Origin of the sequence: Nocardioides aromaticivorans, from assembly GCF_013408525.1 — a bacterium.
Classification (GTDB): Bacteria; Actinomycetota; Actinomycetes; order Propionibacteriales; family Nocardioidaceae; genus Nocardioides; species Nocardioides aromaticivorans.
This window is the reverse complement of sequence record NZ_JACBZM010000001.1, coordinates 1,110,769-1,124,743: the sequence shown is the minus strand read 5'-3', so window position 1 is coordinate 1,124,743 and position 13,975 is coordinate 1,110,769. Positions and strand designations below refer to the sequence as shown.

The window sequence follows — 13,975 nt, the reverse complement described above, 5'->3', positions numbered from 1 at the left end:
CTACGTGGCCGGCGAGTCGGCCCCCAGCGGCACGACCCTGGTGATCCGGTGCACCGCATACCGACGCTCGGCGTCAGGGTCGTCGGCCGCCGCGTCGGAGTCGCGCGCCGTCAGCTGGCCACCGTCGACGGCGAGCGGCTGCACGGACCGCTCGGACACCACGCCCTGGTTGTCCGTGAACCCGATCAGTACGACGCCGCGCCGCTCGATCGCGTCCCGCAGCGCCGAGAGCACGCCCCCGCCGGGCGCGGAGGCCGACGCGGGTCGCGAGCGCGCCTCCTCGTCGCCCTCGCGCACGCTGCGCACGGCGGAGGCGACGTGGGCCGCCTGTCGTGCGGCGGCCCGTCCGGCGTCGGCACTCTCCCGGGTGCGCGGCGTACGCGCGCGCAGGCCCTCGGCGGTGCCGACCCGCACCATCCCGTCGGGGCCCTCGACGACCGGGGCGGCGCCGATCTCGCGGAGCCGGGGGAGCAGCAGGTCGAGCGGCAGCGAGGAGATGAGGACGGTCGGGGCGAGCCGCTGCAGGCCGAGCCCGCCGGCCTTCGGGTGGTTGACGAGCTCGGCCAGCGCCACCTCGTCCTCGGACCGGATGAACGCGGTCGCAGCGCCCACCCGCAGCCGGCCGAAGCTGCGGGCGACGTCGTCGACCAGGTAGGTCAGCGGCTGCGGGACCGGCGTGCGCGAGGCGGCCAGGAGGAAGGCGTGCACCTCGGCGGCGGTCCAGCCCGCGTCGAGCGTCCGCCGCACCGAGTCGGCGGTGAACCGGTAGACGGTGGCGCCGCCGTGCGACTCGACGTCGGCGACCTGCTGCAGCCGCCGGGCGAGGTCGGGCTGGAGCGGTCCGGGCGCGATCGCGGTCAGGTCGGCCTGGAGGAGCACGTGGTCCACGGGGGAGGGGAGCAGCGCCGCGAGCACGGGGGCGGGGTCCTCGCCGTCGACGAGGGCGCGTCCGTAGGGCGACAGCACGTCGGCACCGGTCACTCCGAGCACGGCCGCCTCGGCCACCGCCCACGCGACCAGGTCGGGGCGGGTCCGCGGCCGGCGCGGGCGCTCCCACGCGATCCGGGCCACCAGCGACGGCAGCCCGGTCCCGGCCGACAGGCCCTCGCCGTCCGGCAGCGCGGCCAGCGCCGCCAGCACCATCTGCTTCGCCTCGGGCATCCCGGACGCCGCGAGCTCGGGGGTCAGCGCGTTCCACGGCTTCTGGTCGGGCCCGCGCTCGCCGACGAGCGACGGCAGCCGCGGACTGGCCAGCCAGGCCCGCGCCAGCACCGTCCACTGCTCGGCGGGTGGCAGGTCGCGCCACCGGTCGAACTCGTCGCTCGGCACCCACACCGGGTTGCCGTCGGCGTCGGCCCGGGTGCCGACGAGGCCCGCCTCGGCGGCGACCTCGACGACGAGGGCGGCGTCACGCTCGGGGACCTGGAGGTGGGCCGCGGTCGCCCGAAGCTCGCGGACTCCTAGGCCGGTGGTGCGCAGGGCCGCCGCCGGTCGGGTGCTCCACCACTCGAGCAGCATCGCCGTCCGTCGTACGACGTCGGTGGCCGCACCCACGGCCGCACTCCCCGCGAGGCGCGGCGAGCGTGGCTCACCCGCGACGGCCGGAGGGACGTCCACGGGGGAGGTGGTCGTCCGGCCGCCCCGCAGGGCGAGGCCGACCTCGCCGGGCACCGCCAGCAGCCCGGGCTGCAGGGATCCCGCGGGCACCAGCAGACGGTGCGCGATCAGCAGCTCGGCGGGCGTCTCGGCGTCCTCGGGGCGCAGCCCGATCCGCGCCGACCCCGACTTCGCCGTGCTGCCTCCGGCGACCACGTGGTCGAGCAGCGCACGGGCCTGCGGGGGCAGGGCCTCGATCACCGCGAGCAGCTCGCCGGCCGGTCGCGGCTGGGCCGACCGGGGGCGCAGCCCGCTCACTCCGGCGTCCGCGCCACCGACCAAGCTGTCGGCGACGACGCTCAGCGGGCGCAGGCCCTCGGGTGACTCCCAGGCGAGCGCGAGATCCACCAGGCGTCGTACCGTCGCGACGACGAAGCCGTGGTCCGCGTCGACGAGCTCCACGAGTTCCGATTCGGTGGTTTGGCCGGCGACGACGAGGGCATCAAGCACCGAAAGCTCGCCTCGGGTGAGGCCGTCGAGCGCGCGTGCGATCGAGTTCCTCACCCCGGCGCGCGAGGCGAGTTGACCGAAGTCGTGAGGGGCAGGGGTGGCCAGGTCCGGACGATCCGTGAGCAGGCGGACGAGCCGCTCGTCGGGCCACGACCGCAGCTGGTCGGCCAACGACCGGTACCCGCTCCGACCTGCTCCCACGAGGGCCAAACTACCGACATGGCCGACACGCACGGGGGCCTTCCCCGGATGAGCACCGCACGACGCTCCGAAGTGCAGCACGTCGAGCTCCACCACGGCGCGGCCACCGACGTCGGTCGGGTCCGCCAGGCCAACGAGGACGCCTACCTCGCCGACCCACCCGTGTTCGTCGTCGCCGACGGCATGGGCGGGCACGACCGCGGCGACGTCGCGAGCGCGATCGTCGTCGAGGAGTTCGCCCGCCTCGCCAGCGACGGGTACGACGCCGAGCGCGGCGCCGAGGCCGTCGCCGCCACCCTGCAGGCCGTCCAGGACCGGATCCTCGCCTTCGACGCCGAGCAGCGCGCGAGCGGTGCCGACGCCAACTTCTCCGCGGGCACGACCGCCGTCATCGCCCTGCTCGTCGACTCGTCCTCCGGCCCCGTCTGGCTGCTCGCCAACGTCGGCGACTCGCGCGCCTACCGCTTCAACGACGGCGAGCTCGAGCAGGTCAGCGTCGACCACAGCCTGGTCCAGGAGCTCGTCGACACCGGCCAGATCACCGAGGCGGCCGCGGCCGTCCACCCGAGCCGCAACGTGATCACCCGCGCGCTGGGGGGATCGGCGCTGCCCGGTGGGGTGAGCGGGGAGGCCGACTACTTCCTCCTGCCGCTCGCCGCGGCCGAACGGCTGCTGCTCTGCTCCGACGGCGTCAGCGGCATGCTCGACGACCAGCGGATCAGCTCCATCCTCGGCTCCTGCGAGGACCCCCGCGACGCCGCCGAGCAGGTCGTCGCGGCCGCCGTCGAGGCCGGTGGTCACGACAACGCAACGGCCGTCGTGGTCGATGTGGTGGGATTGGTGCACACAGAGCCGTACGACGCCGACGCGCAGCGGCTGAGCCTGGAGCAGAAGTTGGGAGCCCTCCCATGAGCGAGACCGCAACCGGCGCGACCGGCGCCTGGTCCTACCGCACCGGTGACTGGTTCGCCGTGTTCGGTGCCAACGCGACCGTGCTGCTGCCCGCGTCCCAGAAGGACCAGGTCGTCGCGCTGTGGGCGCTCGTCGACGGCGGAGCCGGCTTCGACGAGGTGCTCGACGGCCTGCTCGCCTCCGGCCTGAGCCGGATCCCCGGCTTCGTGCTGGTGAGCGACGACGACGGCCCGACCCGGGTCCTGCTCCGCGGCCAAGGCGTGACCGCGACGCTGGCGACCGCCGACGAGGAGGTCACGCTCGACGGCGCCGCCAGCCACACCTGGGTCGAGCGGAGCGTCGACGGCGTCCTGGCCCTGTCGGTCAGCGTCCCCGCGGACGAGGAGGCCGGACGCGGCGAGGCCGACTTCCCCATCGCCACCGGGCTGGTGCGGATCGGGCAGGTCGACCGGCCCGCCGTCGTACCCGTGTCGGGTGGGGCGCATGCCGCCGCACCGGCCGTCGACGGACCGGACGACGCCGCTGCTGGGGCCGAGGCCGAGCCCGAGGCGGCGCCGGTGCTCGACCTCGGGAAGCCGGCGCCGGCCGACGCGATGGTCGAGGCGCCCACCGACGAGTCCACCGACGAGCCCGTCGAGGACGCCGTGGTCGACGACGTGGCGGTCGACGACGAGCCTGCACCCGCCGAGCCCGAGGTGATGGCCGAGGCCGCCATGGCGGAGGCCGACGCGATGGTCGAGGACGAGCCGTCGCCGCTGGACGAGGGCCCTGCCACCGAGGTCATGGACGTGGTCCCCGACCCGTTGAGCGACCCGCTGCCTCCGCCCCCCGGTGCCCCGGCACCCGACGGCTGGGTCACTCCTTGGGACTCCTCGCCGACGCCGTCCACGGGCGGTGCCGAGGAGCCCGCCGAGGAGCCCGTCGAGGAGCCCGTCGAGGAGCCCGCCGGGGAGGCGGCGTCCGCGGACCCGCTCGCCGAGCCGGACACCCCCGCCGTCCCGTCGCCGCCGCTGCCGCCGATGGGTGGCGAGACCGAGGTCGCCCCCGTCGGCTGGGTGCCGCCTCCGCCGCCGTCGGTCGACGCCCCCGTCGACGCGCCGCCGCTGGGCATCGGCTCGTGGGAGCCCGTCGGAGGCACGCCGCCGCCGCCTCCCGTGCCGGCTCCCTTCGACCCGGACCACGACGGCCAGACCGTCACCGGCGTGGGGCCGGACGTGCCCTCGCCCCCGCAGCCCGGGATCCCCGGCCAGCCGCCGGCGCCCGCGGTCACCCAGCCGGTGGCGAAGCTGCTCATCTCCGACGGCCAGACGGTCGTGGTCGACCGCGCGGTGCTGATCGGCCGCGCCCCGGAGGCGCGCCGCTTCACCTCGACCGAGCAGCCGATGCTCGTCACCGTCCCCAGCCGGCTCCACGAGATCTCGTCGACGCACGTCGAGGTCCGCCCCGGCACGGGTGCCGACCACGGCACCGCCGTCGTCACCGACATGGGCTCGACCAATGGCACCGTCCTGGTCCAGCCCGGCCTCGGTCCCGAGGACCTCAAGCCGGGGATCGCCGTCCAGCTGATCCCGGGCGCGATCATCAACCTCGGTGACGGGATCACCATCCAGGTCACCCGGCCCTGACCGGCCGGCGGCCGCTACTCGGAGCGCTGCCCATGTCTCTCGTCCCCCCGCCCACCACGGAGCCGGTGATGTTCCCCCCGGCCGTGCTCGACCGCCGCTTCTCGGCGTTCGTGCTGGACCGTGTGGTCGCCTGGGGCCTGTCCGGCGCTGTCGGCTTCGCCGTGTGGGCACTGCTCGACACCTCCATCCCCGTGGCGCTGGTCAGCGCCGTCGGCGCCGACCTGGTGCTCGGCATCGTGCTGGCCGTCCTGGTCGGGACCACCGGCGTCACCCCCGGCAAGGCCGCCGTCGGGCTGCGGGTCGTGCGTCGTGAGACCGGGCGGCCGATCGGGGTCCTCGCCGCGCTCGGCCGGTACGTCGTCCTCGGCATCGCCGGCATCCCCACCCTCGGTCTCGGCCTGGCGACCCTCGCGTGGACGGCTGCCGCCGACCCGAGCCGGCAGCGCCGTGGCCTGCACGACCGGATCGGCGACGCGGTCGTCGTCGACATCCGTCCGGTCTCGGTGGCGCCGGAGGAGACGGACGACCGGCCGCAGCAGATCGTCAACCTCACCGCCCTGCGGCTGATGCCCGTCCCGCCGGTCCAGCACCCGGCGTCGACACCCGCGCCGACCCCCACGCCGGCCCCCGCTCCCGCCCCGGCCCCCGCTCCTGCGCCGACGCCGGTCCTCTCGCCCGTCCCGGCGCCGGCGCCCGCCCCTGCTCCGGCCCCTGCCCCTGCTCCGGCTCCTGCACCGGCTCCTGCACCGGCTCCTGCACCGGCTCCGGCACCCACGCCGGCTCCGGAGCCCGCGGTCCGTGCGCCGGGAGCCCACCGCGCGCCCGCGCCGACGCCTGCCCCGACGCCCGCGCCGACGCCGGCCCCGGCGCCCGCCGCTCCGAAGCCGGTCGCCGAGCAGACCCGTGTCCGCCCCGACCCCGCTGCTGCCGGCTCTCCGCAGGGCCAGCCTGCGGCGGCACGGTGGCGAGTCGCCTTCGACACCGGCGAGTCGTTCGTGGTCGAGGGCCTGGCGCTCGTCGGTCGGCGCCCGGAGCCGCGCGACGGCGAGCCGGTCCGCCACGTCGTGCCACTGCGGTCCTCGGACATGTCGTTGTCCAAGACCCACGCGCAGTTCCAGGTCGCCCCGGACGGCGCCCTGGTCGTCATGGACCGGGGCTCGACCAACGGCTCCTACGTCGTGCGGCGCGGCATGTCGAAGGCGCTCACGGCCGGCCGGCCCAGCACGCTGCTCCCCGGCGACGAGGTGCGCTTCGGCGACCGCACCATGACGGTCGAGCGCGACGGCTGAGTCAGCGTCGACCCTCCCACTCGCGGCGCAGCAGGCCGAAGACCGCGGTGTCGCTCCAGCCGCCGTCGCGATCGGGGTAGTCCTCCCGGGTGTGGCCCTCCTGCGTCATCCCGATCCGCTCGCACAGCCGCGCCGAGGCCGTGTTGCGGGGGTCGAGCTGCGCCATCAGCCGGTGCAGGGGATAGGTCGTGAACGCCAGGTCGACCAGTGCGCCGGCGGCCTCGGTGGCGAACCCGCGCCCGCCGTACTCCGGCGCGAAGACCCAGCCCAGCTCGGCGATCGACGGCGGCTGGTCCTCGTCGTGGGCGGCGCTGAAGCGCAGCATGAGGTCGCCGACCAGCACGCCCTCGTGCTCGACGGCCAGGCCGAGGAAGTCGCCGACCTCGACCGGGGCGGTGGCGGCGACCAGGCGCTCCATCCGCTTTGCGAGCCCGTCGGCGTCGAGGGCCGGGAAGGGGAGGTAGCGGGTGACCTCGGGGTCCGCGCAGTAGGCGCCGATCGCGGTCTCGTCGTCGGGGACGACCGGCCGCAGCACGAGCCGCTCGGTTCGCAGGGGCACGGGCGGCGTGATGCGTTCGATTCCCACGGCCCGAGCCTAGGAGGGCGGCGGAGGGCGGGGAAACTGCTTTCCGGGCGGTCGGAGCACTCGTCTAGCATGTGCGGTCGCGGGCGTCGGATCGCCGCCCGCAGCCTGCAGATCAACGAGGAAGGTCGAGACCGTGCCGACTGGCAAGGTGAAGTGGTACGACGCGGAGAAGGGCTTCGGCTTCCTCTCGCAGACCGAGGGCCCGGACGTCTACGTCCGTTCCGACGCGCTGCCCGAGGGCGTGACCACGTTGAAGGCCGGCACGCGCGTCGAGTTCGGCATCGCCCAGGGCCGCCGCGGCGAGCAGGCGCTGCAGGTCAAGCTCCTCGACGCCCCGGCGTCGGTGTCGCGCAACCAGAAGGAGGCGCGCCGCAAGAAGCCCGAGGAGATGGTCCCGATCGTCGAGGACCTGATGCAGCTCCTCGACGGCGTCGGCGAGGCCTACCGTCACGGACGCCACCCCGACCGTCGTACGTCGCAGCCGGTCGCCAAGCTCCTGCGCGCCCTGGCCGACGAGCTCGAGGCCTGAGCCCCTGCGCCGGTGCCGTCAGGCCGGGACCGGCCGGTCGGCCTGCGCCCTGCCGCGCCGGGACGGCGCGCTGCGCAGCACGAACACCGCCCAGGCGGTCAGCAGCACCGCGGCGAACGCCAGCCCGACGCCGTTGACGGCGGGGTAGGACAGGATCACGCCCAGGAAGCCGCCGATCACCCACGCCAGCTGGAGCGTGGTGTCGCCCTTCGCGAAGGCGCTCGCGTGCGCCCGCACCGGCACGCCGCTCTGGATGGTGGAGTCGAGCGAGACCTTCGCGAGGTACTGCATCAGTCCGACGGTCAGGCCCAGCACGACGAGGGGCAGCAGCCCGTAGAAGATGGTGGCGACCACGAGCGCGGCGATGTCGGCGAGCAGGGCGACGACGACCATCACGGCCGGGTTGATCTTGCGCACGAGCGACGCGACGACGATGCCGATGGTGTTGCCGAGACCGGCCGCGCCGACGACGAGGCCCACGAGCAGGGTCGACTTGGTCTTGGACTCCCAGCCGTCGAGGGGCTCGGTCGCGAGCACGAAGGTCATGAACATCGTGAGGAAGCCCGACAGCAGGCGGGGCCCGCAGTTGGCGCGCAGGGCGAAGGCGACCTGCGGCGGCAACCCGCTGCCGCGGCGCGAGTCGGCCGCGGCGCGCGGGGCGTCGATCGACTCCTCGCCGCTGGAGGAGTCGACCTGGCGGGGCAGCAGGATCGCGGCGATGGTGCCGACGGTGAAGACCAGGAAGGCGTAGCGGCAGGCCCACTCGGGGCCGATCCAGTAGGCGAGGCCCGCCAGCGGGGCCGAGACGCAGGCGCCGACGACACCCGACAGGGCCACTCGTCCGTTGGCCTTGACCAGCGTGATCTCGTGGGGGAGCAGGCGGGGCACCGCCGCCGCCTTGGCGACGCCGTAGGCCTTCGAGGAGACGAGGACGCCGAGGGCGGCGACGTAGAACCACGGCGAGCCGTCGGTCAGCGTCCCGGCGAGGACCCAGCACAGGAACGCCCGGAGCGCGAAGGTCGCGCCGATCGCCCAGCGCCGGCCGTGGCTGAACCGGTCGAGGAACGGCCCGATCAGCGGGGCCACGACGGCGAAGGGCACCATCGTCAGGCCGAGGAAGAGCAGCACCGGGCCGCGCTGCCCGCTGGTCGCTCCGGCGAAGAAGACGGTGCCGGCGAGCGCGATCGCGAACGCCGAGTCGCCGGCCGCGTTGGCTGCGTGCAGCTCGATCAGCCGGTTGAGGCCGGACCGCTCGGCGCCCTGCGCCCCGGCGGCCTTGCGAGCCGTCCGCACGGTCGCACGGCTGGCTCGCCCGGTGACGCGCGCGAACCCGGCGACGCCGCGGGCGGTCGCCTTCGCGGCCCGGACCGACCCGGTGTCGCCCGTGCTGTCGCCCAGGACCTCGGCGCCGGGCGGCGGGGGAGGGGGAGGCGGCGGGTACGCGGCCCCGTCGGGCCGCGGGTGGCCACCGGAGGGGCGCGGCTTGGCTCCGTCGGTGCTCACCCTCCCTATCTTGCCTGCTGGGTCCGACCGACACCCGCGGGCGCCCCCGACGTGACGGACGTCGCCGTCATGGTGGATGCTGTGCCGGTGTCCACGCTCGAGCGCAAGCTGACCGACGCCGCCACCGCTGACGCGGTCGACGCCGCCCGCGCGGCCCTGCTCGACGAGGTCGACGCGGCCGACGTGGGCGACTACCTCGGCCACCAGGTCGACGGCCTGCGCGTCGTGACGCACCTCTTCGCCTGTGCCAGCAAGGGCTACCGGGGCTGGCAGTGGGCGGTCACGCTGACCCGCGCCTCCCGCCAGAAGAAGGTCACCGTCGTCGAGGTCGTGCTGCTGCCCGGCCAGGACGCCATCATCGCGCCGGCGTGGGTCCCCTACCGCGACCGCCTCCAGCCGGGTGACATGTCCCCGGGCGACCTGCTCCCCGTCTCCGACGACGACCCGCGCCTCGTGCCGACGTACTCCTTCGGGGACGACCCACTCGACACCGACGAGAAGGCGCAGATCCGCCAGGTCGCCAAGGACCTCGGCCTCGGCCGGGTCCGCGTGCTCTCGCCCGAGGGCCGCGACGCGGCCGCCGAGCGGTGGTACGACGGCGAGGCCGGCCCCGACGCGCCGATCGCCAAGTCCGCGCCCGACCAGTGCTACTCCTGCGGCTTCCTGGTGCGCCTTGCCGGCCCGCTGTCCGAGACCTTCGGCGTCTGCGCCAACGGCGACGCCAACGACGACGGCCGGGTCGTCGCCTTCCAGCACGGCTGCGGCGGCCACTCCGAGGTGCGCCTCAGCAAGCGCCAGCAGCCGCTCCCGCCCGCGCCGCCCGTGCTCGACACGGTGAGCGCGGACGACCTCGACGTCCTCTGAGACGCAGTCGTCCCGCCGGTCGGTCTCGGGCGGCCGCGCGCTTATCCGTCCGACACCCGCCGTCAAGGGTGCCTTCGGCCCCGCTGCGCGGCGCCTGCGTGCCCACTCGAGGGGGTCAGCTCACGCCGCGTCGGCGTCAGGCGCGGCTGAGGACCCAGACGGCGTACAGGTCGTCGACCGGCCGCAGGTCGTAGCCGCCGAACCGGTGGTCGACCCGCAGCCCAGCGGCGGTCGCGTCCGCGACGAACTCGTCCGGCGGGTAGCCGCGCGCGCTCGCCGGTCCGCCCTGCAGGTGGAAGCCGGCGAGGATCCGCCCGCCCGGCGCGAGCAGCGAGCCCAGCCGCTCGAGCACGGCCACCTCGGTGTCCTCGGCGAGGAAGGTGAGCACGTTGCCGACGCAGACGACGAGGTCGAAGGCGTCGGGCGCCCCGGCGGCCGCCAGCGCGTCGGGGGAGAGCGCGAGGATCTCCAGCGGCAGCACCTCCAGCCCCGGCCAGGTACGACGGGCCTGCGCGACGAGCGCGGGGTCGGGCTCGGCCGCGACGACCCGGTGCCCGTGGTCCAGCAGGTAGGCGCCGACGCGTCCCATGCCGGCGCCGGCGTCGAGCACGCGGGAGCCGCGGGCCAGCATCGCGTCGGCGAGGCGGGCCTCGCCGAAGACGTCCTCGCCCTGCTCGATCAGCTCGGCGAAGCGCTCCCCGTAGCCGACGTTCCTCGCTCCGCCGAGTGCCCAGCGGGTCGGGGGGAGCGGCTCGTTCACGGCTCGTCGTGCTCGCGCTCGGCGCGGACCAGGCGGCGGCGCTTGCAGTACTCCATCCCGAGCAGCCCGAGGCCGACGCCGGTCAGGCACATCCACAGCAGCCAGGTGCGGCCGTCCTCCTCGAGGCGGCCGTAGAACGGCAGCAGTGCCACGAAGGCGATCGCGAACAGCGCGGTGCCGACCTGGACCGTCCGCACCCCGTCGACGTCGAGGGGCTCGACGGGCGCGATCAGGTAGGTGCGGTTGCCGATCTCGTGCTGGGTCGGCTGGTCGTCGCGGAGCTCCACGGTTCGATCGTAGACCGCGGGGCCGGACCGGCGCAGTCCGGACGGAATAGTTGCTTGAGGTAATGACTTAGACTAACGACATGCCGACCAGGGAACAGCTGCGTACGAACGTGGGGCTCGCGACCGAGCTCCGGTTCTCGGTGATGCGCCTGCGCCGGAGGCTGGTGCGCGAGCGCCACCCCGACAACGACCTCAGCCTCTCGTCGATGGCGGTGCTCTGGGCGCTCCACCGGCTCGGTGACCTCACCATCGGCGCGCTGGCCAGCCGTGAGCAGGTGCGCCCGCCGAGCATGACCCGCACCGTGAACTGCCTGGCCGACGCGGGCCTGGTCGAGCGGCAGCCCCACCCGACGGACGGCCGACAGGTCGTCGTACGGCTCACGGAGGAGGGGCGCGCGGTGGTCCACGCCGACGCGACCCGCCGTGACCGGTGGCTCTCGCGCCGCCTCGAGGAGCTGACCCCCGCCGAGCGCGACGTCCTGCGCCAGGCCGCCCCCATCCTGCAGCGCATCGCCGCTGCCGACTGACGAACGAAGGAGTCACCACGAGCCCCCGCTTCCGATCCCTCGCCCACCCCAACTACCGCCTCTACTTCGCCGGCAGCCTCGTCTCCAACGTCGGTACGTGGATGCAGCGCGTCGCGCAGGACTGGCTGGTCCTGACCATCCCCGGCAACGGCGGCACCGCGCTCGGCATCACCACCGGGCTCCAGTTCTTGCCCGTGCTCCTGCTCTCGCCGTACGCCGGCGTCATCGCGGACCGCTTCCCGAAGCGCCGGATGCTGCAGGTCACCCAGGCGGTGATGGCGCTCGCCGCGCTCGCCCTCGGTGCGATCGCCGCGCTCGGCGTCGCCGAGACCTGGCACGTCTACCTGCTCGCCTTCGTCTTCGGCATCGGCGCCGCCTTCGACGCGCCGGCCCGCCAGGCCTTCGTCTCGGAGATGGTCGGCGCCGACGACGTGGCCAACGCGGTCAGCCTCAACTCCGCGGCGTTCAACACCGCCCGGCTGATCGGTCCCGGCATCGCCGGCCTCCTGATCGGTATCGGTGGCGGCGGGATGCGCGCGACCGGCTGGGTCATCCTCGCCAACGCCGTCTCGTACGCCGCCGTCATCCTCCAGCTCCGCCGGATGGACCCCGCCGGGCTGCACTCGCCGCGCCCGGCCGGTCGCGAGCCGGGCATGCTCCGCGCAGGCATCGGCTACCTGCGCGGCCAGCCGAAGATGCTGATGATCCTCGTGCTCGTCTTCTTCGTCGGGACCTTCGGCATGAACTTCCAGCTCACCTCGGCCCTCATGGCCACCGACGTGTTCGGCAAGGGCGCCGAGGAGTACGGCGTCCTGGGCTCCTTCCTCGCGATCGGCTCGCTCAGCGGCGCGCTGCTCGCCGCCGGGCGGGCGCGGGTGCGGGTCCGGCTCCTGATGGGGGCGGCCGTCGCGTTCGGCGTGCTCGAGATCGTGGCCGGGTTCGCGCCGTCGTACCTGCTCTTCGTGGTGCTCTGCCCGCTCCTGGGCGTCTCGGTCATCACGGTCCTCAACTCCTGCAACGCCCTGCTCCAGACCGAGTCCGACCCGGCGATGCGCGGGCGGGTGATGGCGATCTACATGACGATCGTCATGGGCGGGACCCCGATCGGCTCGCCGTTCATCGGCTGGATCGGCGAGCAGTACGGCGCCCGGTGGACGCTGGTCGTCGGGGGAGTGCTGGTGCTGGTCGGCGTCGGCCTGGCCGTTCTCGTGAGGAGCCTGGCCGCTGGCCGCGAGCCCTCTGCGCAAGCGGTGCGCGAGCCTGCCATGCTGCCCTCGTGAGCTCTGCGCAGACCGCCCCCGGGACCAGCCCGGTCGACCGCTACTTCCGGATCTCCGAGCGGGGATCCACCGTCGGCCAGGAGGTGCGTGGCGGGGTCGTCACGTTCTTCACGATGGCCTACATCGTGGTGCTGAACCCGCTGATCCTCGGGTTCGCGGCCGATGTCGACGGCAACTACCTCGGCGGCGGCTCGGTGCCGGGCGGCGGCCTGGCGGCCATCGCCGCCGGCACCGCCCTCGTCGCCGGTGTGCTGACGATCCTGATGGGCGTCGTCGCCAACTACCCGCTCGCGCTGGCGACCGGGCTGGGCCTGAACGCCTTCCTCGCCTTCTCGATCGCCGGCCAGATGACCTGGGCCGACGCGATGGGCCTCATCGTCATCGAGGGCGTGCTGATCCTGGTGCTGGTGCTGACCGGCTTCCGGACCGCCGTCTTCCGCGCGGTCCCGGCAGAGCTGAAGGTCGCGATCTCGGTCGGCATCGGGCTGTTCATCGCGCTGATCGGCTTCGTCGACGCGGGCTTCGTGACCCGGATCCCCGGCGGGACCACGGTGCCGGTGCAGCTGGGCAGCGACGGCAACCTCAGCGGCTGGCCCGTGCTCGTCTTCATCGGCGGCCTGCTGCTGATGGTGGCCCTGTGGGTGCGCAAAGTGCGCGGCGCGATCCTGATCTCGATCGTCGTGATGACCGTCGTCGCGGTCGTCGTCGAGGCGATCGGCGACCTCGGCCGCGTCTCGGAGAAGGCCGGCGGCTGGGCGCTGACCGTCCCGGCCTGGCCGGACAGCTTCCACGCCCCCGACTTCGGCACGCTGGGCGAGTTCAACCTGCTCGGCTCCTGGGACCAGGTCGGCGTGGTGACCGTGCTGCTGCTCGTCTTCTCGCTCCTCCTGGCCGACTTCTTCGACACCATGGGCACGATGACGGCCATCGGCGCCGAGGCGAAGCTGCTCGACGAGGAGGGCATGCCGCCGAACGCGGCGCGGATCCTCGCCGTCGACTCGGTCGCCGCGATCGCCGGCGGCGCGGCCGGCGTCTCGTCGAACACGTCGTACATCGAGTCCGCCGCAGGTGTCGGCGAGGGCGCGCGCACCGGCCTCGCCTCGGTCGTGACCGGGCTGCTGTTCCTGCTGACGATCTTCCTGTCGCCGCTCGTGGCGATGATCCCGTCGGAGGCGGCCGTCCCGGCGCTCGTGCTGGTCGGCTTCCTGATGATGCAGCAGGTCACGGGCATCGCGTGGGACGACCTGGAGGTCGCGATCCCGGCCTTCCTGACCATCGTGCTGATGCCGTTCACCTACTCGATCACGGTCGGCATCGGGGCCGGATTCGTGTCCTACGTCTTCCTCAAGCTGGTCCGCGGGAAGGCCGCCGACGTCCACGCGCTGCTGTGGGTCGTCGCGGGCCTGTTCGTGGTCTACTTCGCCATCGACCCGATCACCCGGTGGCTGACCTGAGAGCCGGCCCGCGAACCGGCCGTTCCCGGCGTGACCCGGCATTTTGACCCGC

13 protein-coding genes are annotated in these 13,975 nt (G+C 74.3%); 8 read left to right on the top strand and 5 right to left on the bottom strand.

The window, feature by feature from the left end; translation table 11 throughout:
- Positions 1-2,058: a helicase-associated domain-containing protein gene (locus tag BJ993_RS05215; RefSeq protein ID WP_308645483.1), complete on the bottom strand. Its 2,058-nt coding sequence runs from the start codon at positions 2,056-2,058 to the stop codon at positions 1-3.
- A 267-nt stretch (positions 2,059-2,325) separates the two neighbouring features.
- Here BJ993_RS05215 and BJ993_RS05210 point away from each other — a divergent pair, with 267 nt between their 5' ends.
- The 3 genes from BJ993_RS05210 to BJ993_RS26305 are packed head-to-tail and all read left to right on the top strand — an operon-like array spanning position 2,326 to position 6,133.
- Positions 2,326-3,219, top strand: a complete 894-nt coding sequence (locus tag BJ993_RS05210; RefSeq protein ID WP_242530332.1) for a PP2C family protein-serine/threonine phosphatase — start codon at positions 2,326-2,328, stop codon at positions 3,217-3,219.
- The gene (locus tag BJ993_RS05205) at positions 3,216-4,844 is read left to right on the top strand and encodes an FHA domain-containing protein (RefSeq protein ID WP_179647979.1); all 1,629 of its coding nucleotides are present in this window, start codon (positions 3,216-3,218) and stop codon (positions 4,842-4,844) included. Before BJ993_RS05210 ends, BJ993_RS05205 begins: the two co-directional genes overlap by 4 nt.
- A 32-nt stretch (positions 4,845-4,876) precedes the next feature.
- Positions 4,877-6,133, top strand: coding sequence for an RDD family protein (locus BJ993_RS26305; protein ID WP_179647978.1), 1,257 nt, complete (start codon positions 4,877-4,879; stop codon positions 6,131-6,133).
- Between the two features lies 1 nt (position 6,134).
- Here BJ993_RS26305 and BJ993_RS05195 read toward each other — a convergent pair whose 3' ends face one another.
- On the bottom strand, positions 6,135-6,719 hold the full coding sequence (locus BJ993_RS05195; RefSeq protein WP_179647977.1) for a GNAT family N-acetyltransferase: 585 nt from the start codon (positions 6,717-6,719) through the stop codon (positions 6,135-6,137).
- Between the two features lie 133 nt (positions 6,720-6,852).
- Between BJ993_RS05195 and BJ993_RS05190 the strand changes: the two genes are divergently transcribed.
- Positions 6,853-7,248 (top strand): cold-shock protein, encoded by a 396-nt coding sequence (locus BJ993_RS05190; RefSeq protein WP_036551101.1) that lies wholly within the window; start codon positions 6,853-6,855, stop codon positions 7,246-7,248.
- Between the two features lie 18 nt (positions 7,249-7,266).
- Here the strand turns inward: BJ993_RS05190 and BJ993_RS05185 are convergent, their stop codons facing one another.
- Positions 7,267-8,751: an MFS transporter gene (locus BJ993_RS05185; protein WP_308645482.1), complete on the bottom strand. Its 1,485-nt coding sequence runs from the start codon at positions 8,749-8,751 to the stop codon at positions 7,267-7,269.
- A gap of 87 nt (positions 8,752-8,838) precedes the next feature.
- Here BJ993_RS05185 and BJ993_RS05180 point away from each other — a divergent pair, with 87 nt between their 5' ends.
- Positions 8,839-9,615, top strand: a complete 777-nt coding sequence (locus BJ993_RS05180) for a DUF3027 domain-containing protein (RefSeq protein WP_242530331.1) — start codon at positions 8,839-8,841, stop codon at positions 9,613-9,615.
- A gap of 136 nt (positions 9,616-9,751) precedes the next feature.
- On the opposite strand, the gene BJ993_RS05175 is transcribed toward BJ993_RS05180, so the two are convergent.
- Together BJ993_RS05175 and BJ993_RS05170 are read right to left on the bottom strand one after the other, a co-directional pair.
- Positions 9,752-10,375, bottom strand: coding sequence for a class I SAM-dependent methyltransferase (locus tag BJ993_RS05175; RefSeq protein WP_218864612.1), 624 nt, complete (start codon positions 10,373-10,375; stop codon positions 9,752-9,754).
- Entirely contained in the window at positions 10,372-10,662 is a 291-nt protein-coding gene (locus tag BJ993_RS05170) for a DUF2530 domain-containing protein (protein ID WP_242530330.1), read from the bottom strand. Before BJ993_RS05170 ends, BJ993_RS05175 begins: the two co-directional genes overlap by 4 nt.
- A gap of 80 nt (positions 10,663-10,742) precedes the next feature.
- Between BJ993_RS05170 and BJ993_RS05165 the strand changes: the two genes are divergently transcribed.
- From BJ993_RS05165 to BJ993_RS05155, 3 genes are read left to right on the top strand one after another with little or no spacing between them, the layout of a single operon-like run.
- The gene (locus BJ993_RS05165) at positions 10,743-11,189 is read left to right on the top strand and encodes a MarR family transcriptional regulator (protein WP_179647976.1); all 447 of its coding nucleotides are present in this window, start codon (positions 10,743-10,745) and stop codon (positions 11,187-11,189) included.
- On the top strand, positions 11,186-12,469 hold the full coding sequence (locus BJ993_RS05160; protein ID WP_179651986.1) for an MFS transporter: 1,284 nt from the start codon (positions 11,186-11,188) through the stop codon (positions 12,467-12,469). Before BJ993_RS05165 ends, BJ993_RS05160 begins: the two co-directional genes overlap by 4 nt.
- Complete coding sequence (locus BJ993_RS05155) at positions 12,466-13,923, top strand: NCS2 family permease (RefSeq protein ID WP_179647975.1); 1,458 nt, start codon at positions 12,466-12,468, stop codon at positions 13,921-13,923. Before BJ993_RS05160 ends, BJ993_RS05155 begins: the two co-directional genes overlap by 4 nt.
- Positions 13,924-13,975: the final 52 nt, after the last annotated feature.